Source organism: Holdemanella sp. MSK.7.32, assembly GCF_024460475.1.
In the GTDB taxonomy this organism is placed as follows: domain Bacteria; phylum Bacillota_I; class Bacilli_A; order Erysipelotrichales; family Erysipelotrichaceae; genus Holdemanella.
The window spans coordinates 1-16,262 of sequence record NZ_JANFYN010000028.1; the positions used below are offsets into that span (position 1 = coordinate 1).

The following is a 16,262-nucleotide window of genomic DNA, read 5'->3' on the forward strand; positions in this document are numbered from 1 at the left end:
ATGGTGGGGACGGTGGGACTTGAACCCACACGGGATTTCTCCCAACGGATTTTAAGTCCGTTGCGTCTGCCTATTCCGCCACGACCCCATGTAATTGGAGGTTCCGATCAGATTTGAACTGATGATCACAGAGTTGCAGTCTATTGCCTTACCACTTGGCTACGGAACCGTAACTTGCTGATTGTAAATAAACGATGGTGGGGACGGTGGGACTTGAACCCACACGGGATTTCTCCCAACGGATTTTAAGTCCGTTGCGTCTGCCTATTCCGCCACGACCCCATTTATGGAGGTTCCGATCAGATTTGAACTGATGATCACAGAGTTGCAGTCTATTGCCTTACCACTTGGCTACGGAACCATTTCGTTAACTGCCCATATATAATACCTCAACGTAAAATAAAAAGCAAGAAAAAAATTAATTTTTTTTACATTTTTTTAAATATCGTACATTTCCTATTTTTGGTTGAACTTATTTGACAAATGCCCTATCATTAAATTGTCAGTGAACAAGAGGTATTAATTTATATGCAACACATTATTCATCAGCTTCAAAAAGAAAAGAAGTTAAGACTATTGACGTCAACCATTATGATTGTATTTAGTGCTTTTATGCAATGTTATATCATGAATGTATTTATGGCACCATGCAATTTGATTTCAGGAGGATTTACCGGACTTGCTCTATTAATCAATAAAGTCTGTGCTCTAGTAAACATTAACTTTCCTACTCAAGTTGGAATCATCGCTTTAAATGTTCCTGCAGCCATCCTATGCTACAAACACATCTCACCAAGATTCACATTTTTAAGTTGTGTACAATTCTTTCTAGTATCTTTCTTTATTTCTATCTTCCATTTTGAACCCTTCTTTACAGATCAAATCTTAAACGTTCTATTTGGAGGATTCTTATGGGGCTTCTCCATTTCCCTATCCCTAAGGGCTGGAGGATCTACCGGAGGAACGGATTTCATTGCCCAATACGTTTCTAGTAAGATTCATAGAGGTATTTGGGATTATGTATTTTTCTATAACTGTGCTATGATCATTGTCTTTGGATACTTATGTGGTTGGATCTATGCAGGATATTCCATCCTATTCCAATTCTTATCTACAAAAACAATTTCTTCTTTATATCAACGCTACGCACAAATTACCGTTGAATTTACGACAAATGATCCAGACCCCATCATTGATGCCTTTATGGCCACTTGTCGCCATGGTATGAGCGTATTTGAATGTTATGGTGCATACAGTCATCGTAAGTATTATGTATGTAAAGCCGTTATTTCTACTTATGAATTAAGAGACGTTGTCGATAACGTAAGAAAGGTCGATCCTAAAGTATTGATCAATACATACAATACTGTAAACTTCTACGGAAACTTCTATCAAAAACCTTTGGAGTAGTATTACACTACTCCATTTTCATTATTTAATTTATTTGTTCAATAGATAATAGCAGAATGTTTTAACACCAAATTACTAAACTGTGGTTTTTGTAGCACGTGTCAAAGTTGCTATCAACTTAACAATCGTTGCATGATTTTTCTTCGTATCATTATAATTGTTTACATTCAAATAAGAAACGTAATTGTGATATGATACGTATTGCATATGCGGTTCTTTGATCGTGCTGGGGTGTTCCATCACGCCGTCTGAGTTCATGAGAATCTATCATATTTTCACACCTCCTGTGCTATTTTGATAGCATAAATCGACAAGAAAATCGTGTAAATGCACTATAGTGCAAAAACTTTTTATAATCGACTAATTGCAGCCCACAGCTATCATAGACTGAAGTGCCATTATCATTGCCATAGCGGATAGCACGGTCAAGCACCATGATTGTCGCCACGGCACCGTCGATTTCTCTGTAGATTTCTCTTTGTACATCTTGATGTTCCCGGTCGCGGTGATGAGAAAATATAGCAGCTGTATTCGTGCGTTGCCGGAGTCTTTCGTCATGACATCAAAGAGCTTGCGGTGAGGAGTAGTCAGTTAAGACATCACTTCAATATACCAAAGTCTTTTTGATAGTTTAGCTTAAAATATTATATGATCTTTTCTGTCTATCAACATTACATTGTATTTTATAAATTTAGTAATAAAATCAAAATAATAAGAATCCAGAATATAGAATAAAACAATCGATAGGATTTATAATCTTTGTTCTTTATACCACTGTAGATATTAAAAACTGATACTAAGAAAATAGCAGGGAGTATTCCATAAGCATATACTTTAAAGTATTGCTTGAAACATACGTTCATTATAAACGCAGCACCAATTAAAATATCCATTATTAGATTAAGAATATCCATAACATTCAGTCCTCTAGATATGATAAATCTATTCCTTTCTTTAGGATAATTATATCAAATTAAACAGTCAATTCTGCATTAAAAAAAGATGTATCCATTACGAATACATCTATTTATTATTTCGATTTCCCATGCCAATCAATTGTAAGATTCTTAAGAAAATATTCAAGAAATCCAAATACAATTGTAAAGCCATGAAGATGGCGATCTTATCTTGTGCTACGACTGAACCATCCGATTGAATCAATAAACGATTCATTCTTTGTACATCCCAAACTGTGATGCCTGTAAAAATCAATAGAGTAAGGATAGAAAGCAAGCGAACATCCATACTAACTCTAAATAACATCATAAAGCATTGTGTAATAATCAATACAAATAGTCCAATCATACATAATGAGCCAAAGCTAGTAAAATCTTTTTTAGATGTTGTACCAATAACAGCTAAACTAATAAAGTAAACTGCACTGACTAGAAAAGCAGTACCAATTGTAGCTACATCATATACATAGCCAATCGAAGTAAGTGAAACACCCATACAGATGGCATAAAGCACTAACATGACTTTCATACCTGTACTGGATGTAGATCTTGCCATAGAAACACCAAAGGCAATGGACAAGATAAATGGTGCAATCACAAACAACATGAATAGAAATGGCATGGTACTCAATAAAATCAATAAAGCATTTGTGGCATATAAACCATAAGATACAATTGCCGTGATGGATAAGGCAATAGCCATCCATGCATAAGACTTCAACAAAGCACTTTTTAAAGTGCTTGTTGAGTAATAATTCATTGAATCGTTGTTAAACATATTAATCCTTTTTCTGGATAAATTCTAATAATTGCTGAGCAGCAATATTTAAACCTTTACGGTTTGATTTATCGAATCCTAAGTGCGTATAGATTTCACCAACAAATACTCCGTTGTCTTCTAGAGCCTGGAACATTGTGTCGATGATTGGTTCACAAAGCTCTTGTTTTTGCATAGGACCAAATGGGTTTGCGAAGTAAGTTGTTGAAATACCAACTTCATGCGTTGTACCCAAAGCCATACGCTTACCTAACTTACAAGTATCTTTTACTTCTTGAACAGATAATTTCTTTAGACCAAATTCATTTGTGTAGTTGTTTGCGTACGCAAATAAATCAATTTTGTGGTTGTGAACAACAACACGATATGGAGCAGCAGGCTGAATCATACGTGAGTTTGGATTTTCTGGAGCCATGAAAATTGAACGGTCCATGTCACGATATGGAGTACCTGGATCCAAGTCATCTAGACGAATGAAGGCACCAATTTCAGTTCCCTGACCATATGGAACGCCATCTTCTAAGTGAATTGTTCCCATATCATCAAATACAACTTCTACTTCACGAATCATATCTCCAGCAGCTGCCTTTAATGCTTCAATGGATTCAGATTTACCAGCACCACTATCACCCATCAACATGATACCTTTCTTAGTTCCATCCTTCAAATAGATGTTTACGAAAGCACCATGGATTGGTAACCAACCTTTTTTCATCTGTGCCAAGTTGTGTAATGTTAAACACATTTTCTTTAAATATCCAAAGTATTCGATACGAGGATTATCACTAATGCATCCTACCCAAATATCATTGGCCTCATCATAATAGAAGTTTGTAGCATCATTTCCATCGTCATTACCAAAAATAACAACAAGATCTGGTTTTTGCGCACTCTCTTCTTTTGTAGCTAATTCAAACAAGTTAGCCATACTCAATGCACTAGACATATATTTTGAGTTGAAGTATACGAAACATAATAAAGATCCAACCTTACAAGGATAACAGAACCAGTTTGATTCTCCCTTTTTGAAATATGTCATTGGCTGTGTATCTATTTCAGTAAACATACCTGTACGTTTACTTGATTTTGGATGCAAAATCATTGGAGTTCTTAACATAACTGTATCGATCATTGGAATATCTTGTAATGCAGCATATTCATCAGCCCATACTTTATCCAAAGTATGAATAGAGAAACATGCATTTGTTCCAGCCTGAACCTGACGATATACTAAGTTTGGTCTTCCCATTAATTTTTCTTCAAACAAACGATATGTACGAAGTAATAAATCATTTGAAGCTGAGTCAAATGCCACTAATGTATTAATACCAAAATCCGTTGAATTATCACTCTTCATATATCCAAAACGTTGTAAAGAACGCCAATTACGATACATCTCTTCAATAACATCTAAAGTTGCATCTTTATCTGAAAGATAATATTCATCTTTTAATTCTTCGCAAGTAAAGATTGACAATAAACGTAAGAAGTGACAGAAATCACAAGAAGCTTCTTTTGAATTCAATTCACCATTCTTTGTCAAATACGCGTACATGTTCGCATTATCTGTTTCTTGATATTCAATGAAATATTGAACGAATTTTGCGAACGTTTGAGATTTTAATAAAACCTCACGACTCTTTGGATATGCCAAATTATAGTTGATAATAACCTGGTTGTTAAAAATTTCAATTTTATTTTGCATAATTACACTCCTTTAACTATGACTAATATACATGAAAATTGCATGAAAGTAAATGTGAAACTAAATTATTTGTTTATAGCTCAAGTACAAGCGTTTACATGGCGAAAACTTTTTCGATTTCAGAATAAACATCCTCAATCGCAATTTCAGTCTTTTCACCCGTATAACGATCTGTCCACTCAAGCTTACCCTCTTTAATACCACGACCCACAGTAATACGATAAGGAACCCCAATCAATTCCATATCTTTAAATTTAACGCCTGGACGCTCATTACGATCATCCAAAATAACATCGAATTTGTGTTCTTTACAGAATTCATATAGATCATTGGCAATCTTAACTTGTTCTTCATCCTTTAAAGATACTGGAACAATCGCAAGTCTAAATGGTGCAATTTCAACTGGCCATTTAATACCAAAATCATCATGGTGCTGATCAGCAACGGCTGCCATACATCTTTCTAATCCAATACCATAGCTTCCCATCCAAACTGGCTGTAATTGGTTATTGGCATCTGTATAGTATAGATTCATACTCTTAGAATATTTTGTACCCAATTTAAATAAGTTACCCACTTCAATACCATGTTGGAAAGTTAACTTCTTACCACACTTAGGACAAATATCCCCTTCTTTAACCTGACAAAGATCTGCCACTTCAACAGGCTCGAAATCTTTACAATTTACATTCTTAATGTGACGATCCGATTGGTTAGCACCAACAATGAAGTTTTTCATATGTTTGATTTGACGATCCATATATACAGGACAATCAATGCCGACTGGGCCCGCAAAACCAACACGAGCATGTGTTACCTTTTCAACTTCTTCAAAGCTAGCCATTTCCATTTCATTAGCGCCCAATAATTTCAATGCCTTTGTTTCATTTAATTCACGATCACCAGGAATACAGAATGCGATTACCTTTCCATCTACGTTATATAGTAATGTTTTAACGAAATCACTTTCCTTCTTACCAAAGAAAGCAGCCACTTCTTCAATTGTTTTTGCGTTTGGCGTATCAACAACTTCCATAGTAAGTTCTTCTTCACTAGAATCTTGCATAGTATCTACTACTTCAGTGATTTCTAAATTACTCGAATAGTCACAACCAACACATCCAACAACAACGTCTTCACCAATACTTGATAGAGCCTGATATTCTTCTGATAATAAACCACCCATAGCTCCTGTATCTGCTTTAACAATCTTATATTCCAATCCTAAACGATCCATGATACGGCAATATGCATCATACATTTTGTTGTAGGCTACATCCAATCCAGCTTCATCCACATCAAATGTGTACGCATCCTTCATGATGAATTCACGAACACGAATCAATCCATAACGAGGACGAGTTTCATCACGATATTTCGTTTGAATCTGATATAAGTTATAAGGGAAATCCTTATAAGACTTTCCATCCATACTACTAGCTACTGCAAACAATTCTTCATGTGTTGGACCCAAAACATAACGCTTATTATAACGATCACTCAATGAAAACATATTTGAACCAAATGCTTCACGGCGACCCGATTGTACATATACATCTTCTGGAATCAATGCTGGCATCAACAATTCTTGTGCATCTTTCGCATCCATTTCTTCACGAATAATATTTTCAACTTTAGAAAGAACCTTCTTTCCCATAGGCATGATCATATAGATTCCGTTTGAACATTTTTTGATCATTCCAGCACGCACCAACAAATTACTTGATACGCTATCTTCATCTTTCGCATTTTCTCTTAATGTATAAAAGAAACTCTGACTTAATTTCATCTTACTTACCTCTTCCACTATCTAATTTTACGAATCATCGCATCGACTTCAATAGGCCCAGACCATTTTGTATGTACGATCTGCATTGGCTTATTACAAACCTCTAATACATTTTCTTCACTATCATACACATCCCCAACATGTACAATCGTACTTAAAATGTGAGGACCAAATATTTCTAAATCCTGATTTGGCATGAAATGATTCTTTACTTGTAAAGTCGCCATCTGACTTTCTTTATCATAATCCTGTACAATGGCTACATATTCCTGCGTTACTGTTTCATCATGATCTTGATACAACTGTACCTTATATCCAGGAAGACCATTATAGAAGCCTGGCCCTGTCGGTCGGTTCTCTGCCTTGGCAATTTCCTTTTTCACACGCTCAATGATTTCAACATCCGCATGCCCATGCTCATAAATATAATCAATCAACATACGATAGCTAGAAACAACCGTAGCTAAATAATAAGCACTTTTCATACGTCCTTCAATTTTCAAAGACGCTACACCCATATGAATGAAATCCTCAATATAATCCACTGCCTGCAAATCCTTTGAAGACATGGAGAATAAATTCGTCGGATCACTTAATTCTGTTTGCCCATCCATTAAATGATATTTCCAACGACAACTCTGCGCACACCCACCACGATTCGCATCACGAAGCGTCATATGATTACTCAAAACACATCGTCCTGAAAAAGAAATGCACATGCCTCCATGAATAAAGACTTCGATAGGAAGAATATTCTCTTCACAAATCGAACGAATATCATCCATTTGACATTCTCTGGCAAGAACAACACGGTCCATACCCTTTTCTTTCCAGAATCTTGCAGCACTTGAATTTGTAGAAGAATGCTGCGTTGATACATGCACTTCAAACGTACATCCAAGCTTTTTAGCCAACATCATAATCGATGGACTTGCCACAATAATCGCATGCACGCCAATCGAATCCAAAGTTTTTAAATACTCTTCAATGCCATCAAGATCCGACTCATGCGGAAGCATATTTACAGTTACATGCACATGACTATTATGTGCATTCGCAAATTTGACTAATTCTGCGATTTCATCAATGGAAAAGTTACTTGCACGCGAACGCAAACTAAACTGCTTACCACCAATATATACGGCATCCGCCCCATATAAAATCGCAATCTTTGCCTTTTCTAAATTTCCAGCAGGAGCTAATAATTCAATCTTATTCATTTACTTGCTCCTCCTTTTTCTTAATTGTCTCTTCTAAATACCAACGGTTTGTTGACTCATCATCCGTAATTTTAATTCCTTGTAAAGCTAAATCATATAAACCCAAGATTTCAACAGTCCAATCATCATCAAAAAACAAAGAATCAATGCGGAAGCGATGCATTCCTACATCTGTAAAATCCCACATTTCCTGTAATGAGTTGATTGGCATTTCACTAAAGATATGTGTACCCGACTCATCTTGCACAATTGGCATACGTTTGTCACGTGTTTGTTCAATCAAGTCATAATGACACGGTAATAAACATTTCGGTTTATTCACAGCCTCTAAATAGTTAGTGACCAAAGGTCTTCTTGAATACAGAATTGAGAAATACCCATGCACTAAGATTTCAATATCCGGATTGTGCTTTCCAATACTTACCACTTCTTCAAGACTCAATTCATGTGCTAAAGATACAGACTGAATGCCTAAAGACATATAGAAATTTACATCTGCACTTGAAGCCACCAATGTTTCCGGTTGATAAATCAATTTGGATTCAATCCCCAATTGTTTCGCCTCAAAATATAGACCTTCATCCGCATAGTAAATACCATCCACATCCAATTCTTTAAAAATAGAAAAGTATTCACGAACACCCGATAGATCTTCATCCATACATAATCTTAAAAAGTTGATATATAATTTTAGGCCAAGCTTTTTACACTTCTTCTTCCAAAGCTGTAAATCCTCTTTTTTTACCGTAATACTCGAACGAATCGAATAATGTTCAACACCAATGATCACGGCATCGGCCTTTGCTCTTTTTAATTTTTCTAATGAATCAATAGAATGAATTGTTGTTATAAACATAATTACTCCTTATCAAAACATACAAATTTATTTTACCACAAATGTGATTCTATGCCTAACCCTAAAATCATCACTATAATTATATTTTAGTCATTGACTTTTTGTTTATACATTGTATATACTTATTGTAGAGACAGACAGTAATGAAAGGAGACATACATCATGACTCAAAACAGTTTAAAAATTGCAAAATGGGGAAACGGACAAGGGATTCGATTACCTATGGCAGTGATGAAACTTCTATCTTTAAAAGCTGGAGACGAACTTCAAATGAAAGTTCAAAATGAAACAATTGTTCTTGTACCCAAAAAAGAAAAAAAATTAACATTAGCTGAAAGATTCGCAAATTATGACGGACCGACTGAACAAAAAGAAATTTGGTCTGATGAAATTGTCGGTAAGGAGGAAATTTAATGTCTTTTAAACAAGGCGATATCGTATATATAGACCTTGACCCTACTAAGGGGCACGAACAAGCAGGAAAACGCCCATGCTTAGTTATTTCCAATAATGATTACAACAAAATCATGGGTCTTTTCATCGTTTGCCCAATAACAAATAACACAAAAAATTTTCCAACACATGTAAAACTTGATTCTAATACAATTACAACTGGATGTGTTTTATGTGAACATGTAAAAACATTAGATTTAAAAGCAAGAAAAGCCACAAAAAAAGAAGAATGTCCACAAAACATCCTCCAAGAAGTACTCGATATAGTTCATTCATGTATTTAATGATTAGGTTAGATGATTTGTCTAACCTTTTTTAATGAATTCAACCAATTCTTTTGCACTATATACTACATAATCTGCACAAGGCCCACTTACTTGATGATGACGATTAAAATGAATCGTCTTCATGCCTGCACTTTTAGCCCCCTGCATATCATTGATATAGTTATCACCCACATAATACCATTCGCTTATATCTTCATGCATTGCTTCCATACACTTTTTAAATGCATTCACATCCGGTTTTGCGACACCAATTTGACCACTCGTAAATACATTTTCAGGTTTAAAATAATCAAAGACACGAAGAACTTCTAATTTCATTCTTTGATGCGCATCCTCTCCATTTGTCAAAATCGCAAGTTCATCTTCACAATTCGAGAAATAATCAATCAATGGTGCATCCATTTCAATATGATGCTGATAATATTTATAGCGAGACTGAAACTCTACAGCTTTTGAATGCGAAAATTCAATATCATACTTTTCACAAGCTTTTTCAATACGATAAACGCCAGATTCATCAATTGTGATCTTTCCTTGTTGAAGATCATCAAAAATCATATCTCCAAACTTACGATAATCCGCATAAAATAAATCCATATCCACATCTACATTCGGAAGGAATTCTTCCATGCACTTGCGAAATGGCCAAGATAAATCATAGAGTGTATCATCACAATCAAACATTACTTTCTTCATATAATCACCAAAAAAAATATAACATAAAAAAGAAGATTTCACTATGAAATCTTCACTTGATTTAAACACTTACGAACATGTCCAGACTGACCCGTTACCTCTTCATTTTCAATTAAAGATACATGCACAGCTTCTTTACAAGATTCAATGGCTGCATCAAACACTACATTGATCTTGCTGTCATTGATTTGTTTTAAAGTATGAATCTTTTCATCTCCAAAACGATTAGCTGTACTAAACGCAATCGCAATATCACCTGAACCATTGCCCATATGCGATCCTGTTAAAGCTAAACCAACCGGCATTCGGTTACAAACTCTATGAAGTTGACGATCACTTAACGGAGCATCCGTCGCAATGATCATCATGATGGAACCTTTTTCTTGTTCTAAAGGCGATTGATTCCCCTCAACTTTATCTAATAGATATTGTTCTCTTAAGCCAAAATTAGAAAGTACAAGAACACCTAGAGTATATGTATTTCCATCAATTTCAAAGATTCTTGAACTCGATCCAATACCACCTGACATTTCAAAACAAGACATGCCTCGCCCTGCTCCAACACTGCCAAGTTCAAACTCTTTTTTACAATCACGATACGCATCATATACATCTTCTTTTGTAACAACGCAATCACGAATCGAATTTAGATATCCATCGTTACATTCTCCAACGACAACATTAACACTTGTTAGATCTTCATTTTCTTTTACCATGATATCCACCAAAGCTTGTTGAACAATACCCACATTTAAAGTGTTTGTCAAACAAATATAGCTTTCCAAAGTACCCAACTCCATAATTTGTGGTAAGCCAGTTGTCTTTCCAAAACCATTTAGAATACTACAACCACAAGCTAGCTTTTGATGAAATACATCTTCAGCCGTACGAATAAATGTAACACCCGTTTGGTGAGTTCCTGAACTAATTGTCTTATGCCCTACAAGTACACCTTCTACATCTGTAATTCGATTTAATTTTCCTTTTCCCATAAGTAAACACCTCTTACAACCATTATAGTAATAATTTTTAATTTGCACAAAAAAAGAAGCCGAAATTAATCAGCTTCTTTCATTTATTTCTTACTTGTAAAGTTCAACTAAACGTTGTAAGTGTTCGTAACGTTCTTTAGCTACTTCTTCTGACTTAGCAAATAATTTTTCTGCTCTTTCAGGGAATGGTTTCACTAAACGAGTGTAACGAGATTCGTTGTGTAAGAAGTCTTGGTAAGTTCCATCTCCTTCTTTAGAAGTTAATGTGAATGGGTTCTTACCTGCTTCTTTCTTAGCTGGATCAAATGAGAATAAGTTCCAGTATCCAGATTTAACAGCTTTCTTCATTTCATCTTGACAGTGGTTCATTCCACCCTTAGCAATACCGTGTAATTCACATGGTGCATAACCGATGATTAAAGATGGTCCTGGATAAGCTTCTGCTTCAGCAATACATTTAACTGCTTGTGCAGGGTTAGCTCCAAGAGCGATTTGTGCTACATAAACATATCCGTAGCTCATTGCGATTTCTGCTAAAGATTTTTTCTTCATTTCTTTACCAGCTGCAGCGAACTGACAAACTTCACCGATGTTAGATGCTTTAGAAGCCTGTCCACCAGTGTTTGAATACATTTCTGTATCGAATACCATAACGTTTACGTTTTCACCTGATGCAAGAACGTGGTCTAATCCACCGAATCCGATATCATAAGCCCATCCGTCTCCACCGAAGATCCAAACAGATTTCTTAGCTAAGTATTCTTTCTTATCTAATACAGCTTTAGCATCTGGGCATCCAGCTTCAGCAGCTTTTTCTACTTCAACTAATAATGCTTTTGTTGCTTCTGTGTTAGTACGAGTATTTTCTTTAGTTTCCATGAATTTTTCGAATGCAGCCTTGAATTCAGGAGTTGCTTTTTCGCTTTCGTTCATAGCACCTAATTTTTCGATAGCTTGTTCACGTAATACTTTTTGTCCTAATTGCATACCGAATCCGTGTTCAGCATTGTCTTCGAACAATGAGTTAGCCCATGCTGGTCCTTGTAAGCTATCTTTGTTTACTGTATATGGAGATACAGATGCTGGACCACCCCAGATTGAAGAACATCCAGTTGCATTTGATACATACATGTGTTCACCAAATAACTGAGTAATTAATCGAGCATAAGATGTTTCAGCACATCCAGCACATGATCCAGAGAACTCTAACAATGGTTGGTTGTATTGAGAACCCTTAACTGTGTCATCAGCGAATCCAGAATCTTTCTTAGAAACATTAGCTACTAAGTAATCGAATACTGGTTGTTCTTCAGCTTGAGATTCTTGAGGAACCATCTTGATTGCTTGAGTTGGACATACAGTGATACATTCACCACATCCCATACAATCTAATGGAGATACACTCATTGTATATTTGAATTCTGTAGCTTTTGGTTTAACATCAGCTAATTTGATTTGTGCAGGAGCAGCCTTCACTTCTTCTTCGCTCAATAAGAATGGACGAATTGTAGCGTGTGAACATACGAATGCACATTGGTTACATTGAATACATTTTTCAGCATCCCATTCAGGAACTGTAACGGCTGTACCACGTTTTTCGTAAGCACTAGCACCAGTCTCCCATTGACCATCAATGTTTCCAGTAAATGCAGATACAGGTAATGAATCTCCATCCATTTTGTTAACTGGTTCCATGATGTCTTTAACCATCTTAACTGTTGCAGGACGTCCTGACAATTCAGGTTTTGGTGCATCAGCTTCTGGGTTAGCCCAAGATGCAGGAATTTCAACTTTGTGAGTTGCGCCAACACCAGCATCGATAGCTTTGTAGTTCATTTCAACAACTGCATCACCCTTCTTAGAGTAAGATTTCTTAGCAGCTGCTTTCATGTAATCTACAGCTTCTTCAATTGGCATAATGTTAGCTAATTTGAAGAATGCAGATTGTAAGATTGTGTTTGTACGTTTACCCATACCGATTTCGATAGCTTTATCGATGGCATTGATTGTGTACAATTGGATATTGTTGTCTGCGATATATTTTTTAGATTCAGCAGGCATGTGTTTGTCTAATTCTTCGTCTGACCATTGGCAGTTGATCATGAATACACCACCAGGTTTAACGTCTTGAACCATCTTGTATCCATTTACTACATATGAAGGGTTGTGACAAGCTACGAAGTCAGCCTGGTTAATGTAGTATGGGCTACGGATTGGTTTGTCTCCGAAACGCAAGTGAGAAATTGTGATACCACCAGTTTTCTTAGAGTCATATTGGAAGTAAGCCTGAATGTATTTGTCAGTGTGGTCACCGATGATCTTAGTAGAGTTCTTGTTAGCACCTACAGTACCGTCTCCTCCTAGACCCCAGAATTTACATTCAACAGTTCCTGGAGTTGAAGTGTTAGGAGCTGGTTTAACTTCTGGCAATGATAAGTTTGTAACGTCATCCACGATACCAATTGTAAAACGAGGTTTTGGTTCGTCTTTTAACAATTCAGTGTAAACAGCGAATACACTTGAAGGTGGAGTATCCTTAGATCCTAAACCATAACGTCCACCGCAAAGAGTGATGTCATTTAATCCTGCTTCGCGAAGTGTTGTAGCTACATCTAAGTATAATGGGTCAGCTAGAGCACCTGGTTCTTTAGTACGGTCAAGTACTGCAACTTTCTTAGCTGTCTTAGGAAGAACTTTTAATAAGTGTTTGCTTGACCAAGGACGATATAAACGAACCTTAACTAAACCAACTTTTTCTCCTTTTGCAGTTAAGTAGTCGATAACTTCTTCAGCAACGTCATTGATAGAACCCATAGCGATGATTACACGATCAGCTTCAGGATCTCCATAGTAGTTGAACAAGTCATAGTTTGTTCCTAATTTTTCGTTGATTTTACCCATGTATTTTTCTACTACAGCAGGTAATTCATCATATGCAGTGTTACATGCTTCACGGTGTTGGAAGAAGATATCTCCATTTTCGTGAGAACCACGCATAGTTGGACGTTCTGGATTTAAAGCGTGTTTACGGAATTCCTCAACAGCTTCCATTGGACACATTTCTTTTAAATCTTCGTAGTCCCATTTTTCGATTTTTTGAATTTCGTGAGAAGTACGGAATCCATCAAAGAAGTTAATGAATGGTACTTTACCTTCTAAAGCAGCTAAGTGAGCTACTGGAGATAAATCCATAACTTCCTGTGGGTTAGTTTCACATAACATAGCGAAACCTGTTTGACGACAAGCATAAACGTCTGAGTGATCACCAAAGATGTTCAATGCGTGAGTTGCAACTGTACGTGCAGATACATCGAATACACATGGTAATTGTTCAGCAGCAATCTTGTACATGTTTGGAATCATCAATAATAAACCTTGAGATGCAGTGAATGTATTAGTCAATGCACCAGCAGCTAATGATCCGTGAACAGCACCAGCAGCACCTGCTTCTGATTGTAATTCACTTACAACTACTTGATTTCCAAAAATATTTTTTTGTCCAGCTGCAGACCATTGGTCAATAGAGTCTGCCATTGGACTAGATGGAGTAATAGGATAAATTGCAGCAACGTCTGTAAAAGCATACGCAACGTGAGCCGCAGCCGTATTTCCATCCATAGACTGTTTTGCTCTAGGCATTAATATTTCCTCCTTTATAGATATTCAATACCATAGTTTATTATACGAGCTTCATGTCAAATTTTAAAGGTTAAATTCACCATAGAGGTTAGTCTCATCTAATTTGTAAGCGTATAAAAAAGAGACGAAAACACTTGCTTACATCTCTATTTTCATCATTACTCTTTACCTAATAGTTTGAACATGTTCTTTTTATAAACTTCAACACCAGGCTGATTGAATGGGTTAGAATCATTCATCAAAGTTGTCATTGCGATGGCCTTGAAGAAGAACATACACATATTACCAAAGTCATAAGAAGTCATGCCTGGCATAGTTAATAAGATATTTGGAACTCCACCTGTTTCTTCATGAGCCTGTAATGTTCCTTTGGCAGCCATTTTATTAGCCCAATCCACACTCTTACCAGCCAAGTAGTTCATTCCATCTTCATTGGCTTCATCATTAGGGAATGTTAAATCGATCATTGGTGTATCAACATATAAGTTTGTTTCGAACAATACTTTCTTACCTTCCTGAACAAATTGTCCTAAAGAGTGTAAGTCTGTTGAGAAACATACTGAATCCGGTAAAATACCCTTTCCATCTTTTCCTTCACTTTCTCCAAACAATTGTTTCCACCATTCAGCAACCATCTGCATTTGAGGTTCATAGTTTACTAACAATTCAACATCATATCCTTGATTTTGAAGAATACGACGAGCCACTGCATAACGGTAAGCCGGGTTCTTTTCAAGATCTGCATCTCCATATTCACCCATACCATCATGTAAACCTTTCATCAAAGCATCGATATCGATTCCAGCTACTGCGATTGGCAATAATCCAACTGGAGTAATAACTGAGAAACGTCCACCAATATCATCAGGAATTACGAATGTTTCATATCCTTCTTTATCGGCTAAAGCCTTCAATGTTCCTCTAGCCTTGTCAGTAGTGGCAATAATACGATTCTTCGCATCTTCACCATATTTTTCTTCCATAAATTGTTTCAAGATACGGAAAGCCAATGCTGTTTCCGTTGTCGTTCCAGACTTAGAAATAACATTTACCGTAACTTCCTTATCTTTAATATGGTTCATAACCTGTGAAATATAAGTAGATGAGAAAGTGTTTCCCATATAAATAATTTCAGGCTTGTTGTCACCATATAAACCATTCATCATTTCAATGGCAGCACGAGCACCTAAATAAGATCCTCCAATACCACATACAACGAATACTTCTGTGTTTTCACGTACTTTTGCGGCAACCTCTTTAATGCGACTAAATTCTTCTTTATCATAATTGTTAGCCCAGTTTAGCCAACCGATAAAGTCGTTACCCTTACAAGTACCATTTTGTAAAGCTTCATCAATTGCGCGAACTTGATCTTGATAAGCCTTTACATCTTCTTTTAAGAAAGCATGATTTAAATCTAATTGAATCATTTTTATTTCCCTCCATAGCTATCCTAAAGAAGATTATACCACGATTTAACT

General features: G+C 36.1%; 12 protein-coding genes, 4 tRNA genes and 1 pseudogene. 3 read left to right on the plus strand and 14 right to left on the minus strand.

Going from position 1 to position 16,262, the window contains the following annotated elements:
- Position 1: 1 nt before the first annotated feature.
- From NE544_RS07585 to NE544_RS07600, 4 genes are all read right to left on the minus strand, one after another.
- Positions 2-88: transfer RNA gene (locus NE544_RS07585), tRNA-Leu, on the minus strand.
- Between the two features lie 7 nt (positions 89-95).
- Positions 96-169, minus strand: a tRNA-Cys gene (locus NE544_RS07590).
- 26 nt (positions 170-195) lie between these two features.
- A tRNA-Leu gene (locus NE544_RS07595) sits at positions 196-282 on the minus strand.
- Between the two features lie 5 nt (positions 283-287).
- A tRNA-Cys gene (locus tag NE544_RS07600) sits at positions 288-361 on the minus strand.
- Between the two features lie 167 nt (positions 362-528).
- Between NE544_RS07600 and NE544_RS07605 the strand changes: the two genes are divergently transcribed.
- Positions 529-1,410, plus strand: coding sequence for a YitT family protein (locus NE544_RS07605; RefSeq protein ID WP_256268920.1), 882 nt, complete (start codon positions 529-531; stop codon positions 1,408-1,410).
- A 289-nt stretch (positions 1,411-1,699) separates the two neighbouring features.
- Here the strand turns inward: NE544_RS07605 and NE544_RS12315 are convergent.
- From NE544_RS12315 to NE544_RS07630, 6 genes and pseudogenes are all read right to left on the minus strand, one after another.
- Positions 1,700-1,908, minus strand: a pseudogene (locus tag NE544_RS12315) (hypothetical protein); the annotation flags it as partial.
- A 525-nt stretch (positions 1,909-2,433) separates the two neighbouring features.
- Entirely contained in the window at positions 2,434-3,144 is a 711-nt protein-coding gene (locus NE544_RS07610) for a Bax inhibitor-1/YccA family protein (RefSeq protein WP_256268921.1), read from the minus strand.
- A gap of 1 nt (position 3,145) precedes the next feature.
- Complete coding sequence (locus NE544_RS07615; protein WP_256268922.1) at positions 3,146-4,849, minus strand: hypothetical protein; 1,704 nt, start codon at positions 4,847-4,849, stop codon at positions 3,146-3,148.
- Positions 4,850-4,943: 94 nt separating this feature from the next.
- Positions 4,944-6,638: a proline--tRNA ligase gene (locus NE544_RS07620; protein WP_256268923.1), complete on the minus strand. Its 1,695-nt coding sequence runs from the start codon at positions 6,636-6,638 to the stop codon at positions 4,944-4,946.
- Between the two features lie 17 nt (positions 6,639-6,655).
- A complete protein-coding gene (locus tag NE544_RS07625; RefSeq protein ID WP_118114217.1) occupies positions 6,656-7,858 on the minus strand; it encodes a U32 family peptidase in 1,203 nt (400 codons plus the stop codon).
- Positions 7,851-8,714, minus strand: coding sequence for a peptidase U32 family protein (locus tag NE544_RS07630; RefSeq protein WP_256268924.1), 864 nt, complete (start codon positions 8,712-8,714; stop codon positions 7,851-7,853). The genes NE544_RS07625 and NE544_RS07630 overlap by 8 nt, the downstream gene beginning before the upstream one ends.
- Before the next feature lie 162 nt (positions 8,715-8,876).
- Between NE544_RS07630 and NE544_RS07635 the strand changes: the two genes are divergently transcribed.
- Both NE544_RS07635 and NE544_RS07640 read left to right on the plus strand, forming a co-directional pair.
- The gene (locus tag NE544_RS07635; RefSeq protein WP_256268925.1) at positions 8,877-9,128 is read left to right on the plus strand and encodes an AbrB/MazE/SpoVT family DNA-binding domain-containing protein; all 252 of its coding nucleotides are present in this window, start codon (positions 8,877-8,879) and stop codon (positions 9,126-9,128) included.
- On the plus strand, positions 9,128-9,451 hold the full coding sequence (locus tag NE544_RS07640; protein WP_256268926.1) for a type II toxin-antitoxin system PemK/MazF family toxin: 324 nt from the start codon (positions 9,128-9,130) through the stop codon (positions 9,449-9,451). Before NE544_RS07635 ends, NE544_RS07640 begins: the two co-directional genes overlap by 1 nt.
- A 21-nt stretch (positions 9,452-9,472) precedes the next feature.
- Here NE544_RS07640 and NE544_RS07645 read toward each other — a convergent pair whose 3' ends face one another.
- The 4 genes from NE544_RS07645 to NE544_RS07660 all read right to left on the minus strand — a co-directional run bounded on the left by NE544_RS07645 (position 9,473) and on the right by NE544_RS07660 (position 16,211).
- A complete protein-coding gene (locus NE544_RS07645) occupies positions 9,473-10,150 on the minus strand; it encodes an HAD family hydrolase (RefSeq protein ID WP_256268927.1) in 678 nt (225 codons plus the stop codon).
- A 41-nt stretch (positions 10,151-10,191) separates the two neighbouring features.
- Positions 10,192-11,142, minus strand: coding sequence for a P1 family peptidase (locus NE544_RS07650; protein ID WP_256268928.1), 951 nt, complete (start codon positions 11,140-11,142; stop codon positions 10,192-10,194).
- Positions 11,143-11,232: 90 nt separating this feature from the next.
- Entirely contained in the window at positions 11,233-14,781 is a 3,549-nt protein-coding gene (gene nifJ, locus NE544_RS07655; RefSeq protein WP_256268929.1) for a pyruvate:ferredoxin (flavodoxin) oxidoreductase, read from the minus strand.
- A 158-nt stretch (positions 14,782-14,939) separates the two neighbouring features.
- The gene (locus NE544_RS07660; protein WP_256268930.1) at positions 14,940-16,211 is read right to left on the minus strand and encodes a glucose-6-phosphate isomerase; all 1,272 of its coding nucleotides are present in this window, start codon (positions 16,209-16,211) and stop codon (positions 14,940-14,942) included.
- Positions 16,212-16,262 lie beyond the last annotated feature (51 nt).